17 protein-coding genes are annotated in these 18,758 nt (G+C 34.9%); 8 read left to right on the top strand and 9 right to left on the bottom strand.

What is annotated here, in order from left to right; all coding sequences use genetic code 11:
• Positions 1-62 precede the first annotated feature (62 nt).
• On the top strand, positions 63-707 hold the full coding sequence (locus tag AC1W31_RS06330) for an RluA family pseudouridine synthase (protein ID WP_481733571.1): 645 nt from the start codon (positions 63-65) through the stop codon (positions 705-707).
• Positions 708-711: 4 nt separating this feature from the next.
• Here the strand turns inward: AC1W31_RS06330 and AC1W31_RS06335 are convergent, their stop codons facing one another.
• Positions 712-2,064, bottom strand: a complete 1,353-nt coding sequence (locus AC1W31_RS06335) for an MATE family efflux transporter (protein WP_481733572.1) — start codon at positions 2,062-2,064, stop codon at positions 712-714.
• Between the two features lie 336 nt (positions 2,065-2,400).
• On the opposite strand from AC1W31_RS06335, the gene atpA reads away from it, so the two are divergent.
• Together atpA and atpG are read left to right on the top strand one after the other, a co-directional pair.
• Positions 2,401-3,978: a F0F1 ATP synthase subunit alpha gene (gene atpA, locus AC1W31_RS06340; protein WP_481733573.1), complete on the top strand. Its 1,578-nt coding sequence runs from the start codon at positions 2,401-2,403 to the stop codon at positions 3,976-3,978.
• Between the two features lie 233 nt (positions 3,979-4,211).
• Positions 4,212-5,096, top strand: coding sequence for an ATP synthase F1 subunit gamma (gene atpG, locus AC1W31_RS06345; RefSeq protein ID WP_481733574.1), 885 nt, complete (start codon positions 4,212-4,214; stop codon positions 5,094-5,096).
• A gap of 163 nt (positions 5,097-5,259) precedes the next feature.
• On the opposite strand, the gene AC1W31_RS06350 is transcribed toward atpG, so the two are convergent.
• The 6 genes from AC1W31_RS06350 to AC1W31_RS06375 all read right to left on the bottom strand — a co-directional run bounded on the left by AC1W31_RS06350 (position 5,260) and on the right by AC1W31_RS06375 (position 11,442).
• A complete protein-coding gene (locus AC1W31_RS06350; RefSeq protein ID WP_481733575.1) occupies positions 5,260-5,727 on the bottom strand; it encodes a hypothetical protein in 468 nt (155 codons plus the stop codon).
• A 13-nt stretch (positions 5,728-5,740) separates the two neighbouring features.
• Positions 5,741-6,271, bottom strand: a complete 531-nt coding sequence (locus AC1W31_RS06355) for a hypothetical protein (protein WP_481733576.1) — start codon at positions 6,269-6,271, stop codon at positions 5,741-5,743.
• On the bottom strand, positions 6,268-9,102 hold the full coding sequence (locus tag AC1W31_RS06360) for a hypothetical protein (protein ID WP_481733577.1): 2,835 nt from the start codon (positions 9,100-9,102) through the stop codon (positions 6,268-6,270). The genes AC1W31_RS06355 and AC1W31_RS06360 overlap by 4 nt, the downstream gene beginning before the upstream one ends.
• 126 nt (positions 9,103-9,228) lie before the next feature.
• On the bottom strand, positions 9,229-10,050 hold the full coding sequence (locus tag AC1W31_RS06365; protein ID WP_481733578.1) for a hypothetical protein: 822 nt from the start codon (positions 10,048-10,050) through the stop codon (positions 9,229-9,231).
• 123 nt (positions 10,051-10,173) lie between these two features.
• Entirely contained in the window at positions 10,174-10,749 is a 576-nt protein-coding gene (locus tag AC1W31_RS06370) for a hypothetical protein (RefSeq protein WP_481733579.1), read from the bottom strand.
• Positions 10,750-10,884: 135 nt separating this feature from the next.
• Positions 10,885-11,442 carry a hypothetical protein gene (locus AC1W31_RS06375; RefSeq protein ID WP_481733580.1) on the bottom strand — a complete coding sequence of 186 codons (558 nt, stop codon included), beginning with the start codon at positions 11,440-11,442 and terminating at the stop codon, positions 10,885-10,887.
• An 821-nt stretch (positions 11,443-12,263) separates the two neighbouring features.
• Between AC1W31_RS06375 and AC1W31_RS06380 the strand changes: the two genes are divergently transcribed.
• Positions 12,264-13,124: a phytanoyl-CoA dioxygenase family protein gene (locus tag AC1W31_RS06380; RefSeq protein WP_481733581.1), complete on the top strand. Its 861-nt coding sequence runs from the start codon at positions 12,264-12,266 to the stop codon at positions 13,122-13,124.
• A 488-nt stretch (positions 13,125-13,612) separates the two neighbouring features.
• On the opposite strand, the gene AC1W31_RS06385 is transcribed toward AC1W31_RS06380, so the two are convergent.
• Complete coding sequence (locus AC1W31_RS06385; protein WP_481733582.1) at positions 13,613-14,047, bottom strand: NUDIX domain-containing protein; 435 nt, start codon at positions 14,045-14,047, stop codon at positions 13,613-13,615.
• Positions 14,048-14,127: 80 nt separating this feature from the next.
• Complete coding sequence (locus AC1W31_RS06390) at positions 14,128-15,876, bottom strand: ABC transporter ATP-binding protein (protein WP_481733583.1); 1,749 nt, start codon at positions 15,874-15,876, stop codon at positions 14,128-14,130.
• A 254-nt stretch (positions 15,877-16,130) separates the two neighbouring features.
• Here AC1W31_RS06390 and AC1W31_RS06395 point away from each other — a divergent pair, with 254 nt between their 5' ends.
• The 4 genes from AC1W31_RS06395 (at position 16,131) to AC1W31_RS06410 (ending at position 18,753) form a co-directional block, all read left to right on the top strand.
• The gene (locus AC1W31_RS06395; RefSeq protein ID WP_481733584.1) at positions 16,131-16,664 is read left to right on the top strand and encodes a hypothetical protein; all 534 of its coding nucleotides are present in this window, start codon (positions 16,131-16,133) and stop codon (positions 16,662-16,664) included.
• 205 nt (positions 16,665-16,869) lie between these two features.
• On the top strand, positions 16,870-17,307 hold the full coding sequence (locus AC1W31_RS06400) for a hypothetical protein (RefSeq protein ID WP_481733585.1): 438 nt from the start codon (positions 16,870-16,872) through the stop codon (positions 17,305-17,307).
• Positions 17,283-18,068: a sensor histidine kinase gene (locus AC1W31_RS06405; RefSeq protein ID WP_481733586.1), complete on the top strand. Its 786-nt coding sequence runs from the start codon at positions 17,283-17,285 to the stop codon at positions 18,066-18,068. The genes AC1W31_RS06400 and AC1W31_RS06405 overlap by 25 nt, the downstream gene beginning before the upstream one ends.
• 37 nt (positions 18,069-18,105) lie before the next feature.
• Positions 18,106-18,753: a response regulator gene (locus AC1W31_RS06410; protein ID WP_481733587.1), complete on the top strand. Its 648-nt coding sequence runs from the start codon at positions 18,106-18,108 to the stop codon at positions 18,751-18,753.
• Positions 18,754-18,758: the final 5 nt, after the last annotated feature.

The raw sequence follows: 18,758 nt of genomic DNA on the forward strand, positions 1-18,758 counted from the left end.
TTTGATATAAAAAAGGTAGAATGTAAGGGGTTTAATCCTTGTATTCTACCTTTTATAAATTTATGCAACCTTATCAAATTATTTTTGAAGATTCCGAAATCCTCGTGGTGAATAAATCAAGCGGTATTCCTACACAACCCGATAAGAATGATAACCCTTCACTTTTAGAAATTCTTTCCCAAGAACGCTCCAACATTTATCTTATTCATCGCCTCGACCAACGAGTGAGTGGGTTGGTTATTTTTGCTAAAACTGAGCATTCAGCCAAACAGCTCAGTAGAGATTTTCAAAATAGAAATATTACCAAAAAATATAAAGCCGTTGTTGCCAATAAACCAGTAGAGGCGGATGCAAAATTGACTCATTGGTTGTTGAAAGATGCAAAGAAAAATCTATCAAAAGCATTTACAAAAGAAGTCAAAGGCAGTCATAAATCGGAGTTGATTTATAAAGTTATCCAGTCTTCTGAACGTTATTATTTACTTGAAATTAAGCTATTAACAGGACGATTTCATCAAATTCGTTCCCAATTATCAGCCATTGGTTCGCCCATTTTGGGAGATTTGAAATACGGATTCAAAAGAAGTTCACCCGATGGAAGTATTTTTTTGCAATCTTACCAACTATCATTAAATCATCCTACAACAAAAAAGGCACTCAGCTTTGAAATTGAAATGCCTGAATTATGGAAGAAATATGGGTTTTGAATATTTACAAATCAATTCGTTTTACCTTATTGTAAAACCGCCAACTCAATAAACTTGCCGAAGCAAATAAAGCCGAAGTTAGTCCAATCCAGATGCCAATATGTTTCATATCATATTGAAAACCAAGAATATAGCTCATCGGTAAGCCCACGCCCCAATAGGCAAAAATGGTAATAATCGTTGGAATATTTACATCTTGCATGCCTCTTAAAATCCCTAAACTAACCGCTTGGACGCCATCAAAAAGCTGGAAAAATCCCCCCCAAATTATTAGTTCTGCTGCCAACATAATAACTTGTTCATCTTTGACATAACTGGCAAATTCTACATTAAAAATCAATAGAAACACGGCACAAATTGCCATAAAAATAAACCCCATCACTAATGCCGTTGTACCAGCTTTGAAAATAGCGGTTCGACTTCTTTCGCCGACACCCGCTCCAACCCGAATGCCACCCGCTACTGCAATGCCCGTTGCCGCCATATACGTGAGTGAAACATACCCAATTGCTACCAAATGAGCGGCTTTGTGTTCGATGCTTATCCAACCCATCATGACGACTGCCCCGTAGAAAGCCGCAATCTCCGAAAAGCCCTGTAAACCACTTGGAAGCCCTATTTTTAGGATATATTTGATTGATTTTCCTAAACTTTCAAACGGTAATTTATCCTGTAAATATTGTTTAAAAGTATTTGTCCGAAAGAGAAAATAGCACAAGGTAATCGCCATATAAATTCTTGAAATGAGGGTAGCAACTCCTGTTCCATTCAATCCCCATTTTGGGAAAAGCCATATGCCATTCAAAAAACAATAATTAAGGATAATATTCATAACCAAGGCAGAAAAAGTGATTTTCATTCCTAACTTACTATAACCTAAACCGTCAGTAAAACTTTTCATGGCTGTAAATAAAAAAGAAGGAATCGTTGATAAGGTCATCAACCATAAATATTCTTGAGTAAGTGTTTTAATTTCAGCAGGTTGCTTGAATATTTCTAAATTACGGCCAATAAAAACAACAACGATGCAGCAAAATACACTCATTATTAACGCTACAATAATATTAGATTTTAAAAGCCTAAAACATTCCGAAAAATTGTTTTCAGCCTTTGCTTTTGAAACCATTGGCGAAATAATTTGCAGACAGATATAGCCAATAATGGCAATATTTATCAGAATTCCATTGGCATCTGCGGAGGCGGCAAGGGCTTGAACTGAACCTTTATCCATTCGTCCAACTTGCACTGTATCGGCAAAACCCATGAGCATAATCCCTAATTGACCCGCAATAATTGGTAAGGCTAATTGATAAGTGGCTATAATATCAGATTTGTAATTTTGTAATAATTTTTTCAAAGGATTGTTTGGTTGATGATGGAATGAGTAGGTTCTCAATTATCTACAAAATTACTCAAACCATTTTACATAAACGATCCTTTGGAATTACACATTTCTTTTACATTAGTATAATTAATAATCTTAAAACCTAAATCTCAAAAAAGTATAACAATTATGCACTATTATTTCTATAAATCATGGAATTGTGAAATTTCTTCCATAATTTTGCACCCGAAAAAGGAGTGTTTTTTGGCAAAAAGAGTAGGTTTTAGATATATTTTACCTAATCCCTAATTCTCAACCCCAAATCCATAATTTCTCACTGAACAAAAATCACAAAAAAACTTATAAATAATGGCATCAGTCAGACCAGATGAAGTATCAGCAATTTTGAGAGAACAACTCTCAGGAGCAAAGTCAGAAGCTGAACTTCAAGAAGTAGGTACCGTATTGCAAATCGGTGATGGTGTAGCCCGTATTTACGGACTAACGAAAGTACAAGCAGGTGAATTAGTCGTTTTTGAAAACGGTTTAAAAGCCCTTGTTTTGAATCTTGAAGAAGACAACGTCGGAGCAGTATTGTTAGGAGACGCATCGGGAATCAAAGAAGGTGACACGGTAAAACGTACAGATGAAATCGCATCAATTAAAGTTGGTGACGGTATTTGTGGACGTGTAGTGAACACACTTGGAGAGCCAGTTGATGGTAACGGCCCAATTACAGGCGATTTATACGAAATGCCTTTGGAACGTAAAGCTCCAGGCGTAATTTTCCGTCAGCCAGTAACAGAACCAATGCAGACAGGTATCAAAGCGATTGACGCAATGATTCCAGTAGGTCGTGGACAACGTGAATTGGTGATCGGTGACCGTCAGACAGGTAAAACTACCGTTTGTATTGATACCATTATCAATCAAAAAGAATACTTCGATGCAGGTAATCCTGTTTATTGTATATATGTAGCTTGTGGACAAAAGTCTTCAACCATTAAACAAATTGAGCAAACGCTTCGTAAAGCAGGTGCAATGGACTATACCGTGATTGTAGCGGCAGGTTCTTCTGAGCCGGCAGCGATGCAATTTTATGCTCCATTTACGGGTGCTGCTATCGGTGAATTTTTCCGTGATACAGGTCGTCCTGCTTTGATTGTTTATGATGATTTATCGAAACAAGCGGTTTCATACCGTGAAGTTTCTCTTTTACTTCGTCGTCCACCAGGACGTGAGGCATATCCAGGAGATGTTTTCTATCTTCACAGTCGTTTATTAGAGCGTGCTGCCAAGATTAACTCTTCTGACGAGATTGCGAAAAACATGAACGACCTTCCAGAATCTATCAAGCATTTGGTAAAAGGTGGTGGTTCATTAACAGCCCTTCCAATCATCGAAACCCAAGCTGGTGACGTTTCTGCTTATATTCCTACCAACGTAATCTCAATTACAGATGGTCAGATTTTCTTGGAAACAAACCTTTTCAACGCAGGTATTCGTCCAGCTATCAACGTAGGTATTTCGGTATCACGTGTGGGTGGTAATGCACAAATCAAGTCGATGAAAAAAGTAGCTGGTACATTGAAACTTGACCAAGCACAGTTCCGTGAATTAGAAGCCTTTGCAAAATTTGGTTCAGATTTAGATGCTTCTACTAAATTAACGATTGAGCGTGGTAAGCGTAACCTTGAAATGTTGAAGCAACCAAATGGTGCTCCACAAAGAGTTGAAGAGCAAGTTGCGATGATTTTCCTTTCGACTAAAGGGCTTTTGGATAAAGTGGCCGTTGCCAATGTTCGTGCTTTCGAGAAAGATTTTGTAAACGTAATGAACGCAACGCAAAAATCAACCATGGAAGCCTTAAAAGCAGGTAAATTTGATGATTCTTTGACTGACGTTTTAACGAAAGTTTCTAAAGAAGTAGCTCCAAAATACGCTTAAAATTTAGTGATGAGTTATGAGAGATGAGTTATGAGTATTAAGCTCATAGTTTGTTTGTTATAAATCAATACAAATTTTAGTTATAAAAAATGAGTGATATATTATAAGTTTTTGAATTTGTAATATATTGCTCATAATTTATTAAGAAATAGAATTATGAAGTCAAGAGTATGAAAGTATGGGAATGGGTAAAAACTCATAACTCATCTCTCATAACTCATAACTAAAAAATCATGCCTTCGTTAAAAGAAGTCCGTAACCGAATTGTATCGGTAAATTCCACTCAACAAATAACCAAAGCCATGAAAATGGTTTCGGCAGCCAAACTTCGTAGAGCTACGGAAGCCATCACACAGATGCGCCCATACTCAAAGAAATTGACTGAAATGATTGCAACTGTTTCATCAAATACTGATGGTTCAAACGAGAATCCCTATACAGTAGTTCGTGAAATTAAAAACGTTTTAGTGATTGCTGTAACATCAGACCGTGGTTTATGTGGAGCTTTCAATGCAAACGTTGGAAAAGTTGTTATTAGTCTAATCGACGAAAAATATGCTTCTCAACAAGCTTCGGGTAATGTTGAAGTAATGGCAATTGGTAAGAAAGGAAGTGAATACTTGACTCGTCGTGGATATAATGTAACCAATAAATTTGCTGGTATTTACGCTCGTTTAAGTTTTACAGCCGTGCGTGAAGCCGCCGAAGAAGCCATGAAAGGTTTTGAAAACGGTAAATACGACGTTGTTGAAGTGGTTTATAATCAATTCAAGAACGTAGCAACACAAGTTTTGACAACCGAGCAAGTTTTACCAATGGTTGAAAAGAAAGATGATTCAGTAAAAACATCAGCAGTTGATTATATCTTTGAACCATCAGAAGAAGAAATTATTACCGAATTGATGCCTAAAGCCTTGAAATTGCAAATTTACAAAGCTGTTTTGGAATCTAATGCTTCAGAGCATGGTGCCAGAATGACAGCAATGGACAAAGCAACGGATAATGCTGGGGAATTAATTAAAGAGTTAAAGTTACAATATAACCGTTCACGTCAGGCGGCAATTACCAAAGAGATTCTTGAAATCGTTGGTGGTGCGGAGGCATTGGCTGCGGCATAATGTTTTTAGTTATTTTTGTTGTGTAAAAAAAGAATGGCAAGGAGTTATTACCTTGCCATTACAATGTTACTTTTTATATTATAGCCAATATAACCTTCGTTAAAAGGTACGTTTTCAGTAACTCAAAATCATCCACACATTTCTCCTTGATTTTGAATGTTTTTTAATACTCAGTAATGGTATAAACAACGGTTGTGTTGTATGTTGAGGCAGGAATCAGTACGGATAAACCTCTAATTTCATACTGAACTGGAATACCCACATAATTCTTTACACCCGTAATAAATGGTTGACCCATATTAGCCAATCGAAAAAAAGGAATCGTTCCAATCGGTGAAATACTACTTCCTAAAATCCCAATCCCATCACCCGTTTTACGAATCCAAAGGGATAAGGAATTATTCCAAAATGAATCCTGTTTATCGACATCCACTCGCCAATTGGCTGTTGTTGAAGGAACGTTAATTTCTATCATCGTCTGATTTGTAACACTCGTCAGATTTATATTGTAATCATTTCCAGCTTCTGAAATTGTATTTGATGGAACTGAAACCGACCAACTTCCTATGGCATTTATGGATTGTGCTTCAACACAAATAGTTGATAATAAGAGTATTATGGAAAATAACATCGTTTTCATAAGTTTAATTGTCGGTTAAAGTATAGGTAATTGTAAACGTTGAATTCTCTTTCCTTAATGCTCCGTAATTAGTAATAGCGAGTGAATATCTCAAATTATAACCATTTCCCAAACCATTCCCCGTGAATGCTCCACCAATATTATCAATGACTTTTTGGGGCATATTCGACAAACTAACAAATGGCAATCTATACCCCAATTGCCCACCGCCTGCTCCTGAATATGTGGCGGTTTCTAAAATAATTGCGTATCCAGATGGAGTAATACCCGAGGAAATATAAGCTGATACATTTCTGCTTCCACCCACGCCCAAAGCGGAGGTGAAATTTAACCAAGCCGAATTGTTGCTACTATTATTTATTAACGGACTTCCTCCTTCGGTAGGGGCGGAGAAGCCCAAATTAATACTACCGCTATTTTCAATATCTAACAAAGCAATGGATGGCAAACTTACCCCAACATTTGTGTTAGTTGTTGTCTGACAGAAGCCTACCCACTGGCATAGACAAAAGGCTATGATTAATGAGTATTTCATCGTTTTGTGCTAAGTTGAATTGTTTTGTTTGAGAACTGTATTTTTCTAATTGTTGGTGTAATACTTATCAAAATCTCCCTTGTTTTATTAGCATTCAGTTCGAGTTCTTGGTCTGAATTACTAATAGTATATTGGTCAGTTTTCCCAGGTATCCAAGCTAAAATCTTATAAATTCCAGGTTTAATTTCTTTGAATGAAAATTCATCGTTTTTATTCACTTGGGTTAAAAATGATTCTTTTTCATTAAAGATTTTTACTAAGACCAAAGGCTTGTTTTGTGTAATATCCATCACTCCTATTGCATTACTTTTGACAAAATTGACTTTGCCAGTTATGTTTCCTGTTTTGGTTAACGGAATACTAATATTTGATGCAGTATCTGCCTTTACAACTACTTCAATAGGGTTTTTAATTCCTAAAATAACCCCTTTTTCCATCGAACTTCTGACTACATTTAAGAAATAACGTTGTGGAGCAAGGTCATTAAATTGAAAGTATCCTGTTGCATCAGCTAACACCCTACGGTCGCCCATCTGAACTATAATTCCTTTTGGATTTATGCCATAATCAGTTGAGGATAAAGTCCCTTTTATACTACTAAGTTTTTTATTTCTCGCAATCGGGGTGTTTATTCTGAACGCATATTTTATCGTAAAATAATCGGTATCCTCATTCTTAAATTGTGCATTTGGGATAAAAACACGCCCACCAATAATTGAAAGTTGATGATTTCCCAATTGAAGATTTGCGTATAAGTCTAAATATGAGCGTTTTTCAATCAGTTCGTCGGGTGCATAATTATTTCTATAACTAAAATTGGCATTAAAGTATTTTGAAATATTGATTCGTGCAGTACCTCCATAGAAATAGAAATTCCGACCAATATTATCATTTGAGAAGCGTGCAGTACGTTGATAGTCAAAATATCCACCTAACCAGAACCAAGGTAAAATTCGGAATTGTGGTTGAATTGAACTTTGAAATAATCTTGAATTTGCAGATGAGTCAATTTGAGTTAATAAATTTTTGGTTGTTCCATAACGAAAATTTGACCATAAATTAAATTTCTGAGCATTAACTGAATATGATAAACGAACATAATCTTCTTTGTAATTAAACGATTTTATAGGTGCTCGGTCTTCTCTTGATTGCATTTCATAGCTCAAATATGCTCTGTGCGTATGAGATATTTGATAATTTATCATCGCCATGCTAAACTGAGAATAGGGCGAGGTATTAAAAACTGTCAAATCAAGGCTTGGATTTAGTCTCGTAATATTGTGGAGTAACCCAAGATTAATTTTTGAAGTGAGGTTATAATTTATGCTGTTTAACAACAAATAGCTATTCCGATAAAAACCGTAAAATGCTTTATCAGTATATATTATGTTATTGCTGTATTGAAATCTTCCAAAACGCCAGTCTAATCTATTAAAAAATCCAAATCCTGTATTCTCATCCGCAACGTTTCCTGAAATTTCATTTTCTAATTGGAATTTTTTAGTATTATATTTCGTGTTAATTCCTAAAAAATCACCGCTGAAAGTGTGCGTATTATCCAAAAGTATTTTTGATACATAATTCAAAGTAAAATTTAATTTTCCTGATTGTTTGTAGGTAAATGAACCGCCATAGGTATCTTTTTGATAAGGATTAAATCTCGGGTTTGTATAAAATATAGCATAATCAAATTTTTCAGTAATTTTCTCAACCCTTAAACCACGTCCAAACCTGCCAAGTTCAATTAGATTGCTAACCCGCAGATTATAATCTCCGACAATAAACTTAGTCCTCTTCCTGAACATATATTCTAAGCTATAAATATCATAACTACCAACCGCAGGAACGTCAAATCTATTTGGTCCATGAACTATGAACGTTAAATGGTGCTTTTGAGCGAAATCTAAATCGCCATCTCCTCTAATATCAAATTGGTATCCTCCCACTTCTCTATCTCCAAATTTGAAATAATTATACCATACCCCAACATCAACTGGAAAACGCAAATAAAGGTCACTTTTCGGAATTTTATCAGAAATTACTGGAATAGCGACATTTGTAATAATCGGTTTCAATGAATCTTTCATCTGAACTTGCAAGTTGGAATACGCATTCCAAGAACCATAATTTGTTTTTGGAATTATTTGTACAACTTGCAATTGTACAGATTCATTCGGATTGACAGTCAAAGAATCTGAGCGTAATTCAAATGGAAGTTCTTTAATTTTTTTGACTCGTTTTTTCTTTTCTTTTTTAGTAGGTTTTCCACTTAATGACTTAGTAGTATCCGCTTTAATTAACGTGTCAATTTTAGGTAAAATAACTTTTCCATACACTGATTTTATGTTTATTCTTTCAGCATTATTACCAAAATTTTGAATAAAATATTCTGTTTTCAGTGTATCTCCTTCTTTCACAAATTCAGGGGGACTCATTGAAGTTATTTCTAACATTCTTATTTGCTCAACTTCGATATTTTGGTTGTCAATTTCTTCTGTATAACCTTTCCCAAATGCCCTTATTCCAAAATTGCAGATTCCCTTTGATGTTTGAGCTGAAGTCGCAATGGTAAACATATATTTTGCTAAAACTTCGCCCTTGATATTTTTAGGTGCTTTGCTCATCAATACATTCCATTCTTCGGGTAGTAAGAGTTCAACTTCTACTTTATTTTCATAAGGTTTATTTGAACTCACTTCCACAAACATAGTGAAATGACTGCCGGGCTTAACCTTCTTTTGGGGATTTAATACTTTTATACTCAGCGAATTTTGGGCAGAAATTGCGAGTGGAACCATTAAAAGTATCAATATTTGTATTAGATTTTTCAAGGTAATTAGTAGTTTTGTGGTAATAATGAGAGATAAAAGTTTAAAAATTAGACCTATAAAGTATCTCGACGTTGTGGGTCTTAAATTAAAAAACAACTATGTGAAAGTATAAATAGCCAATAAAGCTCAATCAATTTCTATCGTTAAATTCTCACCGTACAACTCTTTCCCATTGTCTGCCACTAAAACCCCTTCATATTTGCCCTTTGGCAGATCTATTAATTCAATTTCAAAATCAGTACAAAAATTTGGATAAATCTTTCTTTGCGTTCCATGAATCACTTTCACTTTATCTCCTGAACTATTAAAAATTTCGATGTTTAACTTGGCTTGCGCCAGAAATATTCCCTCGTTGTGTATTCTAACCGTAATCACTTTTGGATTGGTCTGGCCTGTTGTATCATTTAGATTTTTTGGTAAGTTTTTTAAATCAATCTTTGAAAAACTTAATGTAGGACTTTTATAAGCACCAATGTTTGTTATTACTTGAATTCCATATCTAACTTTTGAATCAACTTTAACTCCTTGCGGGGTTTCGTCTCTGATTGGGTCAGCAACTTCGACCATAATTAATTCCCAATAGGTGCCATGCTCAATCACACCCGTTGGAATATCAATGGAATAAGTAACTTCATATTCTTCGTTCGGCTGCAATACTTTTTCATCCACATTGGTTTTAAGCCATTTTCCTAAGGAGCGATTATGACTATTTACTTCTAAATACGAAGCAGATGAGCTTTCACAGGAAAGGGATAAATCTTTACTATAAATTAAAACTCTTGCATCTTTTTTGCCATCATTTTTCATTTTGATTGTGCCAGACAAGTTGTTTCCACTCGCTCCATTGTGCAAGTGAGTGAGTCCATTTACTATCAGTACGCTGGCTGTAGTACGTAAACGGTTAACCCCTATAAGAAACAGGAAAAGGAAAATTCGAGAAGATTTCATGGCTATTTTATAAAGTATTATTAAGATTAATTGTAAAATTTAATTAAGATTAAAGAGATAACTTTTAAAAAAGGCTTGTATAAATTTAAGTAAATATAAAATTTACACAAGCCTTTTTAACAATTACTGATCTGTTAAAGTATAAGTAATTGTCATTGCGGTTGAACCTGCCCGTAATTGTGCATAAGCCAAACTACCAGTTGGAACATTGGCATTGTAGGTTAATTGATGCCCTTTTAATGGACCAGTACCAGTATAACAACTGTAGATATTTTGAATAATATCTTGAACAGTATTATCAATACTTACATTCCCCAAAGTACTACCAACCGTTCCGCCACCAGCACCTGCATCATTTGAAGCAGTTGCAGAAAAAGCAATTCCCGCAGGTGGGTTTATATTACTTTGAACTGTCACCTTTCTAACTGGATGAGCACCACTCGGACCAGATACGATAGAAGAGTAGTTTAGCCACACTGACGCATTTGAAAGTGGATTTACTATCTTCAATCCAGCCTCAGTAGGAGCATTAAAATTCAGATTGAAATTTTTACTGGGTGCCGACGTTTCTAAATCCAACAATGCCACATTTGGAATTGTAACAGTAACTTGATGTGAGTCAAAATAGGTATCTGCTTGTGAAAAACCTACATTATTTATGCCTATACACATCATTCCTAAGATGATTATTCTTTTCATGATTCGTGATTATTTAAGATTCCAACTGATAAAATTGAAACCGTTTTCTAACGTATTGATATATACGTTTATCTGAATACAAAGTAGAATAAGTATAAAACTAACTCTACTTTGTAAAACCCTATCAAGAAAATTCTAATTATCTACCAAAGTATATTTAACCGTTACGATTACATTACCAGCTACCAAAGAAGCATACGTTCCTAAGCCAATTGCATAAGTAAGTTGGCTACCAACGCCAGTTCCAGTTCCTGTATAAACGCTTCCAATACCCGTTATCACGTCTACGGGAGAATTTGAAATAGTTGGAACTGCACCTGCTGAAGCACCCGGAGTTCCCGTTCCAGTAGGAGTTCCAGCCGTTACACCAATGGTAATTCCAGCAGGAACTGCCGCCATTGACTCCACTGTTACTCTACGAGTCATTCCTGAACCCGAGGCATTCACAATAGAGGAATAATTCAACCACTTCGTATTCAAACCTGTTGTAGGAGCAACAATTGGATCACCCGCTTCTGTTGGAGCGGTGAAGGCAACCGTAAAATCTTTTGAAGCAGATGCCTCAATGTCTAATAAAGCTACAGGTGGGATAGTAACGGTTACTTGATGAGAATCAAAATAAGTATCTGCTTGTGCTGAAGCACCAAACCCAAATCCTAAAACTGCAATAATTGCTAAAGTTAACTTTTTCATTTTTTTGTTTGTTTAAATTGATTTTAAAAAATTAGTTTAAAATGTAAAAATGATTAGTTGCTATCGTTAAAACATACCGATTCCGTGCTGATAATCAGATGATTACAGAAAATACAGATTCCGATAAATGTTTAAGAGATAGTGGTTCTAATCAATTTTATTTTGAGTAAGAATAATAATTATCCATACTCACAAACCCCAACAAAATTGAGATTTGCAAAAAAAGGAATTGTAGCCTTCAGGGAAGACCAATATAAATTTAAAGCAATCATGAAATGAGGGAATACGAGTAAGAGTTGAAGAGGAGGCCAAAAATCCTTTGTTTCAAAATTTGACATACCGCAATTTCTCCATCTCATACCTTCAAGCATGACATAGCACGTGCTAAAATGTTTTTATAAATATATTGGCTAAAAAGACACGAGAGAGATAAGGCGGATATAGTAACCATTAATTCTCTTTTGTTTGAACAAATGTATAAAAAAAAATAGTTTACTTCCAAAAAAAATTATTATACGGTAACATATTTTAGAAAATTATTTTTTTAAAACAAAGAAAAATGTATTTAAAGTAAATAAAAAAAGAGATAAATATGATTATTTTAAAGATTAATCAAAATAATAATATTTTTAAAAATTTTATAAAAATTGAGTCGAACATTAAATAAATGTGTTACTTAAATTTATTCGTACTAATTAATTTGTCTTAGTATTTGTCAAGATTATTTACTTTGAAATATTTTCTTGGTAAAAAAGGATAATCGTTCAGCCATTTTTTTTAATATTTGCCATAGAATATTTTCATGATTCAACGATTAAAAAATGGAAAACTATAGGCTTAATCCAGACGAAATTAAATCATACTACCGAGATGGTTATGTAATCAAAAAAAGCTTTTTTAGTAAAGAAGAAATTGACAAACTGTATAAGATTGCCATCGAAGATAAATCTATTTCTGAAAATTCATTGGATCTGAACGACCAATCTGGCAAAAAGACAAAATTAGCTTTATGGTTTACCCCTGGAAATGACACCTTTGGATATTTGACTCGTTGCGAAAGGATGGTCAATTCCGTCGCAAAATTATTGGATTCAGAAAGTCCCGTCTGTCATTTTCATTCAAAATTAATGCAAAAAGAACCAAGAGTTGGAGGCGCTTGGGAGTGGCATCAAGATTACGGATATTGGTATAAAAACCAGTTTATGTTTCCCGACCAATTAGTATCTGTGATGGTAGGTTTGACGAATGCCAATAAAGCAAATGGATGCTTGCAAGTGATAAAAGGTTCGCATAAATTAGGGAGAGTTAATCACGGATTTGCGGGAGAACAGGTAGGTGCAGACATGGTTTTTGTCAATAATGCCTTGAAAACCATGGAATTAGTGTATGTAGAGATTGAAGCAGGAGATGCGCTTTTTTTTCATAGTAATATCCTTCATCGTTCCGAAGCCAATTTGTCGGATCATCCAAGATGGTCAATAATTTCATGTTATAATTCACAATCAAACCTTGCGTATCACGAAAAATCTACTTCCTATTTTACACCCGTAAAAATTGTTCCCGATGAAGCCATTTTGTCGTGGCGAGGCTCATCAATATCAACAAATGATTTCTTGAAAAAAGAAGACGACCCCGCTTTGAAAGAAACTGGATGGGAAAATGAAGTTGAAATCGCTGTTTAAAACATGTCTTCTGGATCTTTTTTTACTTATTCCACACAAAAAAAACGGTATTCACCACTATAAACCAAGAAATCGCACACACTCAGCTTGCAATCACAAAGCCATCTTACTATTTCAGGCATATTTCATGCTAATACGCAAGATGGAACATTTTTATCCTCTAATAATTGTGATATCTAACAAGTTTGGGAATCTGACTCAAAAAAATCAAGGCTGAGTAGAATGTAATAATGGTGTTAGACTGGTGATGGCAAATGGCAAAATATTAACTTCTAAAAATGCGAAGGGCTATCGTAAAGGAAACCGAGTGTTTCGTTTTTAGGGAAGAATAGTTTTGAAATAATCAATACCGAAGGCATCTTTATTTATCGTTTAGAAATTGACAGCCAAACGTCGAGTGAATTATATTGTTTCAGTAAAACATCTCATGATGAGCTTATTTCACCTAACCGAAAAAATCTAATACACAACAGATAAAGAGCATAAAATTAAGGTAATATTTCTACTAAAATTTTCGCAAATCGTCCCTCTGCTTTGTTTAAAACCTCCTCAAAACTCAGCCACTTTACATCTTTAATGATTTGTTCTTCCATTTCAGGGTCGAAACCAATTTCAATTTCGCCAGACAAAATTTTCACTTCATAAAATAATTCAATCGCATGAAGGGGCGGTTGTACAAATTCATTGATTTTGAGAAAACTACCTACTGAAATTACCGTGCTGGTTTCTTCTAAAAATTCTCGTTTCAAACAATCTTCAATGGTTTCGCCAAATTGTAATCCTCCGCCCGGGGGCGACCAAAATTCTTCGCTTTCATTCATGCCCGAATGATTCACTAAGAGAATTTTACCTTTTTGCACGCAGATTCCGCATACCCGAACCCTTAACTGATTTCCGTATTGATTAATGATTTCTTGGTTCATTTGTGATTGAGTGAATTATGATTTAGTAATTTTGCATGGGCGATTAATTCAGAACTCACCAATCACTCAATCACAAATGGCTACACAAACTGCATACTGTGCAAATCGGAGTACCAACCTTCTTTATTCAAAAGTTCGTCATGCGTACCCGATTCTTTGATTTCGCCTTTGTCTAAAACTAAAATTTTATGGGCATTTTGAATCGTTGAAAGTCGGTGGGCAATGACAATTGCTGTACGTCCTTTCATCAATTTAGAGATGGCATTTTGTATCATTTCTTCCGTTTCGGTATCAACTGACGACGTTGCTTCATCCAACACAATCACCTTCGGATTATGCACCAACGCCCGCACGAAGGAAATCAATTGGCGTTGTCCTACCGATAACGTTGCGCCACGTTCCATCACATTGTAATCGTAACCATGGGGCAATCTTTCGATAAATTCGTGAGCCCCCACCAATTTTGCCGCTTCCACTACTTTTTCTCTGGTAATGCTTTTATCTCCCAAAGTAATATTATATTCAATGGTGTCCGAAAACAAGAAAACGTCTTGCAAAACCACGCCAATTTGTTTCCGAAGGCTGTTCAATTCATATTCTTGAAGGTCGATATTATCAATCAAAATTTTCCCTTTATTGATGTCATAAAAACGGCTCAAGAGATTTACCGTTGAAGATTTTCCCGCTCCCGTTGCTCCCACTAAGGCGATGGTTTCGCCTTCTTTTACCTCAAAAGAAATATCTTTTAAGACATATTCTTCGTCATTGTAGGCAAACCAAACGTTTTCAAATTTCACATCTCCTTTCAAATTCGCCTTAATGTTTCCATCATTTACCGAATAATCGTCCGAATCTAATAATTTTAAAATCCTTTCGGTTGACACAATACCCATTTGTAAAGTATTGAAACGGTCAGCCAGAAAACGGATAGGGCGGAAAAACAAATTCATAAACATGATAAAAGCCGTGAGCGTGCCCAAAGTCATGTCGTTGTGTAGAATTTGTTTAGAGCCGAACCAAACAATTAAACCCGTTCCTGCCGCTAAAATTACATCGGCTACGGGATAATAAATCGAATATGCCCCAATTGAACGAATGTTGGCATCACGATGTACTTCGTTGATTTTCAAGAATTTAGTAAATTCTAATTTTTCAGCATTGAAGATCTGGACAATGTTCATACCCGTAATATGCTCGTGTACGAAGGAGTTGAGATTTGCCACCGCCAAACGCACTTCATTGAAGGATTTTTTGATATATTCCTTAAAGAAATACGTGGAAACCACCATGAAAGGAACCGTTGAAAGGGTTATCAAAGTCAATCGCCAATCGGTATAAAACATTACGGCAAAGATGATAATTAGCTGTAAAATATCTCCCGCAATGGCCGCCAGACCGTCAGAAAACACATCATTCAGCGTTTCAATATCCGAAACAGTACGAGTAACTAAACGACCAATGGGCGTATCATCAAAGAATTTCAAGCGTAATTTTAGGATTTTTGCGTAAAGTTTCACCCGAATATCACGGATAACGGTTTGTCCCAACCAACCCGCTGTATAGGCACTGACGAACTGCAAAAATCCTTGCAATAACAACACGCCCATCATGATTAAAAGCATCAAGGCGAGCTTCGGATAATTGCCTTGAGCGATGTAATTATCAATCGTATATCTTATCAATAATGGATTCAACGGTACAACGCAAGCCGAAACCATGATGAGCGTAACCAACGACCAAAACCTCAGACGGTAAGGTATAAGGAAATCGTAAATTCTTTTGAGTATTTGTACGTCAAATATTTGACCGCTTTTTTCTTCTTTTTTCAAGGAAATAGTAATTTTTATGTTTTTTATTCAAAATTAACACCTTATTTTTAGAAATGGTTTTGTGAAAATAATATTGAGAAATAATGACCGTAAAAATACGGTAAACGACACCGTGTTTTTACGGTATTTTTACCCATAAGTGCCTAATAATAAGTTTTTTACGGGATTAGAGGGTTTGGATATTGTGTTTTTGAATTTTAATGGTTAGGTTTAGGAATGGATAATTTATTTTTACATTTTAAACTCATAAGAAGATGCAGAAACTCAACGAAATCAAAATCAATATTCAAGATAGCACGACTATAAAAGGAATAGTAAATTTTAATGTAAAAGAACTAACTATTAATTTATCACCAAGTAATAACGAAAAATTTGGCAGATTGGTAAGTAAAAACTTTGCATCAGATGCAGTTCAAAGTTTTGAAAAATTTAGAGATGGGTTACATAATTCTCAACTGAACAATATAAGAAGGATTAATTTCAGCAAAGATTTAATACATCTAATTCTTGCTCAAGAAAATTGTGAAGGGCTTTCTGTATTTTTTTGTTTACCACCATCACAAGAAGTTATTGATGGGGGTAAGCCAATTACAATCGATGAACTTGAAATAAGTAGAAAAAAAGTTTCAGTATTATTAATAGGAATAAAAGGAGACGGTACACCATTGACAATTTTAGATAGTTCTAAACAGGACGGTGATGACGATACTTCAATTATGTCAGAAGTCGGAGGACATGACAACCCTTTCATTGATATTTTGACCGATATTCAATATTTTGATGTTTAATTTTATGTCAACTTATCAAAAAGTATATTTTCTTATATTAAGCATAACATTATGTTTAAGTGTTTGGAAGAATAGAGGAACATCTTTAAGTATTTTCTCTATTCTTCTATCAATATCATTAATAACTGAAATTATAAACTACACGTTATATAAAATTTTACATAATCAGAATGTTGAAAATTTTATATATCAAATTTACATCCCGATGGAATTTATACTTTTAACATTAATATTTCAAAAAAATACGGTTGAAGATAGAAAGAGAAATATGTTACCTTATGTATTAATTCTCTTCTTATTTATTGATACGTTAATTTTAGGTTTTCTTGGTTTTAAAATTTTCCCTGGTCATATTCTTAACGTAGAAGGTTTTTTTATTACGATTATTTCTGCCAATTTATTATTAAATCTACCTTTCAAAGTAGATATTCCTGTATATAAGAATCCTTTATTATGGATAGGAACAGGATTATTACTGTATTATTCCTCTTCCTTTATTTACACTGGACTATATAATTATTTATTTTTTCATAAACCACAAGTACATAATGCACTTTATAATGTTATGATGAAAGTACCCAACTATTTATTATACATCTTCTTATCAATTGGATTTTTATGCCCTCAACCGACCAAGATATAATAATAACCATTGTAGGATTTTCCTTTTTCTTAGTCTTTATTGTGGGATTACTTTTTGTTGCAATATTTAGGTATCAATCTCGAGGTAGAGAATACTTAATTGAAAAAACCGCCCTAAAAACCGCCTACGATCAAGAAATTCTGAAATCACAAATTGAAGTGCAGAACCAAACACTGCAGCATATTGGGCAGGAATTACACGACAATATTGGTCAATTGCTTTCGGTGGCGAAGATAAATCTAAATGTTTTGGAGGAATCTGATCATTCTGAACACGAAAATATTAAACAAACCAATGAAATTATTACTCAATCAATCAACGATTTGCGGGCTTTGACAAAAAGTTTGGATGGTGATTTTGTGCATGATTTTGGGTTGGAAGAAAGTATCTCGCACGAATTGCAACGTATCCGTAAAACCAAACGCTTTGAAACAGAAATCTCGGTGCTGGGGACCAAAAGAAAGTTAGGTTACGAAACCGAAATTATACTATTCAGAATTGTACAAGAAGTATTGAATAATTCCCTAAAACACTCCAAAGCGACGAATATTGATGTTATTCTCCATTATTTTCCAACAACTTTCGAGCTTAGCGTAAAAGACAATGGGAAGGGTTTTGAACTTGAAAATATTCAATCAAAATCCATCAACTTATCGGGTGCGGGCTTGCGGAATATGCAAAGACGGATGGAGCTAATCGGTGGGAAATGTACCATTAATTCTGTCTTGAATAAAGGAACAGCAGTTTTTTTACAGTTGTAATTTATTTAACGAAACTGCAAATCACAACTAAAAGCCCATGAAACACACAATAGTCATAGCCGACGACCACGCCTTAATTGCCCAAGCCATTTCGGGATTGATCCAACGAATGGACGATTATGAAGTGATGTATGAGGTGGAAAATGGCTTGGAATTAATTGAAAAATTCAAGGAAAATTTGATTCCAGAAGTGGTTTTATTGGACATCAATATGCCAGAAATGGATGGCTATGAAACTGCTTTGTGGTTGAAAAATAATTATCCTGAAGTGAAAGTTTTGGCACTTTCGATGTATGACAAAGAGGAAGCAATCGTCGGAATGCTGCGCAATGGTGCAAAGGGGTATTTACTGAAAGGTTGCCGACTTTCGGAGTTGAAAAATGCCCTCGATGACATTACTCATAAGGGTTTTCATTACACCGAATATATTACCGACAAATTACTAAAAAGTTTAAATCCCGAAAAAGTCAAAGACCCATTGGCTGAAATGGGTTTGAGCGATCGTGAATTGGAATTTATCCGTTTCGCTTGTACAGAAATGACATACACCGAAATTGCCGATAAAATGTGTTGTAGTCCTCGCACCGTGGATGGCTACCGTGAACAGACATTCCAAAAAATGGGCGTAAAAACACGAGTAGGAATTGCGATGGAAGCCATTAAATTAAGGATTGTTTTGATATAGCGTTT

Source organism: Arcicella sp., from assembly GCF_964672035.1.

What these genes read in the sequence shown, in the direction of transcription:
- AC1W31_RS06330 (WP_481733571.1), top strand. Translation starts at nt 63, where the DNA reads ATGCAACCTTATCAAATTATTTTTGAAGATTCCGAAATCCTCGTGGTG.
- atpA (WP_481733573.1), top strand. Translation starts at nt 2,401, where the DNA reads ATGGCATCAGTCAGACCAGATGAAGTATCAGCAATTTTGAGAGAACAA.
- atpG (WP_481733574.1), top strand. Translation starts at nt 4,212, where the DNA reads ATGCCTTCGTTAAAAGAAGTCCGTAACCGAATTGTATCGGTAAATTCC.
- AC1W31_RS06350 (WP_481733575.1), bottom strand. Translation starts at nt 5,727, where the DNA reads ATGTTATTTTCCATAATACTCTTATTATCAACTATTTGTGTTGAAGCA.
- AC1W31_RS06355 (WP_481733576.1), bottom strand. Translation starts at nt 6,271, where the DNA reads ATGAAATACTCATTAATCATAGCCTTTTGTCTATGCCAGTGGGTAGGC.
- AC1W31_RS06365 (WP_481733578.1), bottom strand. Translation starts at nt 10,050, where the DNA reads ATGAAATCTTCTCGAATTTTCCTTTTCCTGTTTCTTATAGGGGTTAAC.
- AC1W31_RS06370 (WP_481733579.1), bottom strand. Translation starts at nt 10,749, where the DNA reads ATGAAAAGAATAATCATCTTAGGAATGATGTGTATAGGCATAAATAAT.
- AC1W31_RS06375 (WP_481733580.1), bottom strand. Translation starts at nt 11,442, where the DNA reads ATGAAAAAGTTAACTTTAGCAATTATTGCAGTTTTAGGATTTGGGTTT.
- AC1W31_RS06380 (WP_481733581.1), top strand. Translation starts at nt 12,264, where the DNA reads ATGGAAAACTATAGGCTTAATCCAGACGAAATTAAATCATACTACCGA.
- AC1W31_RS06385 (WP_481733582.1), bottom strand. Translation starts at nt 14,047, where the DNA reads ATGAACCAAGAAATCATTAATCAATACGGAAATCAGTTAAGGGTTCGG.
- AC1W31_RS06395 (WP_481733584.1), top strand. Translation starts at nt 16,131, where the DNA reads ATGCAGAAACTCAACGAAATCAAAATCAATATTCAAGATAGCACGACT.
- AC1W31_RS06400 (WP_481733585.1), top strand. Translation starts at nt 16,870, where the DNA reads ATGGAATTTATACTTTTAACATTAATATTTCAAAAAAATACGGTTGAA.
- AC1W31_RS06405 (WP_481733586.1), top strand. Translation starts at nt 17,283, where the DNA reads ATGCCCTCAACCGACCAAGATATAATAATAACCATTGTAGGATTTTCC.
- AC1W31_RS06410 (WP_481733587.1), top strand. Translation starts at nt 18,106, where the DNA reads ATGAAACACACAATAGTCATAGCCGACGACCACGCCTTAATTGCCCAA.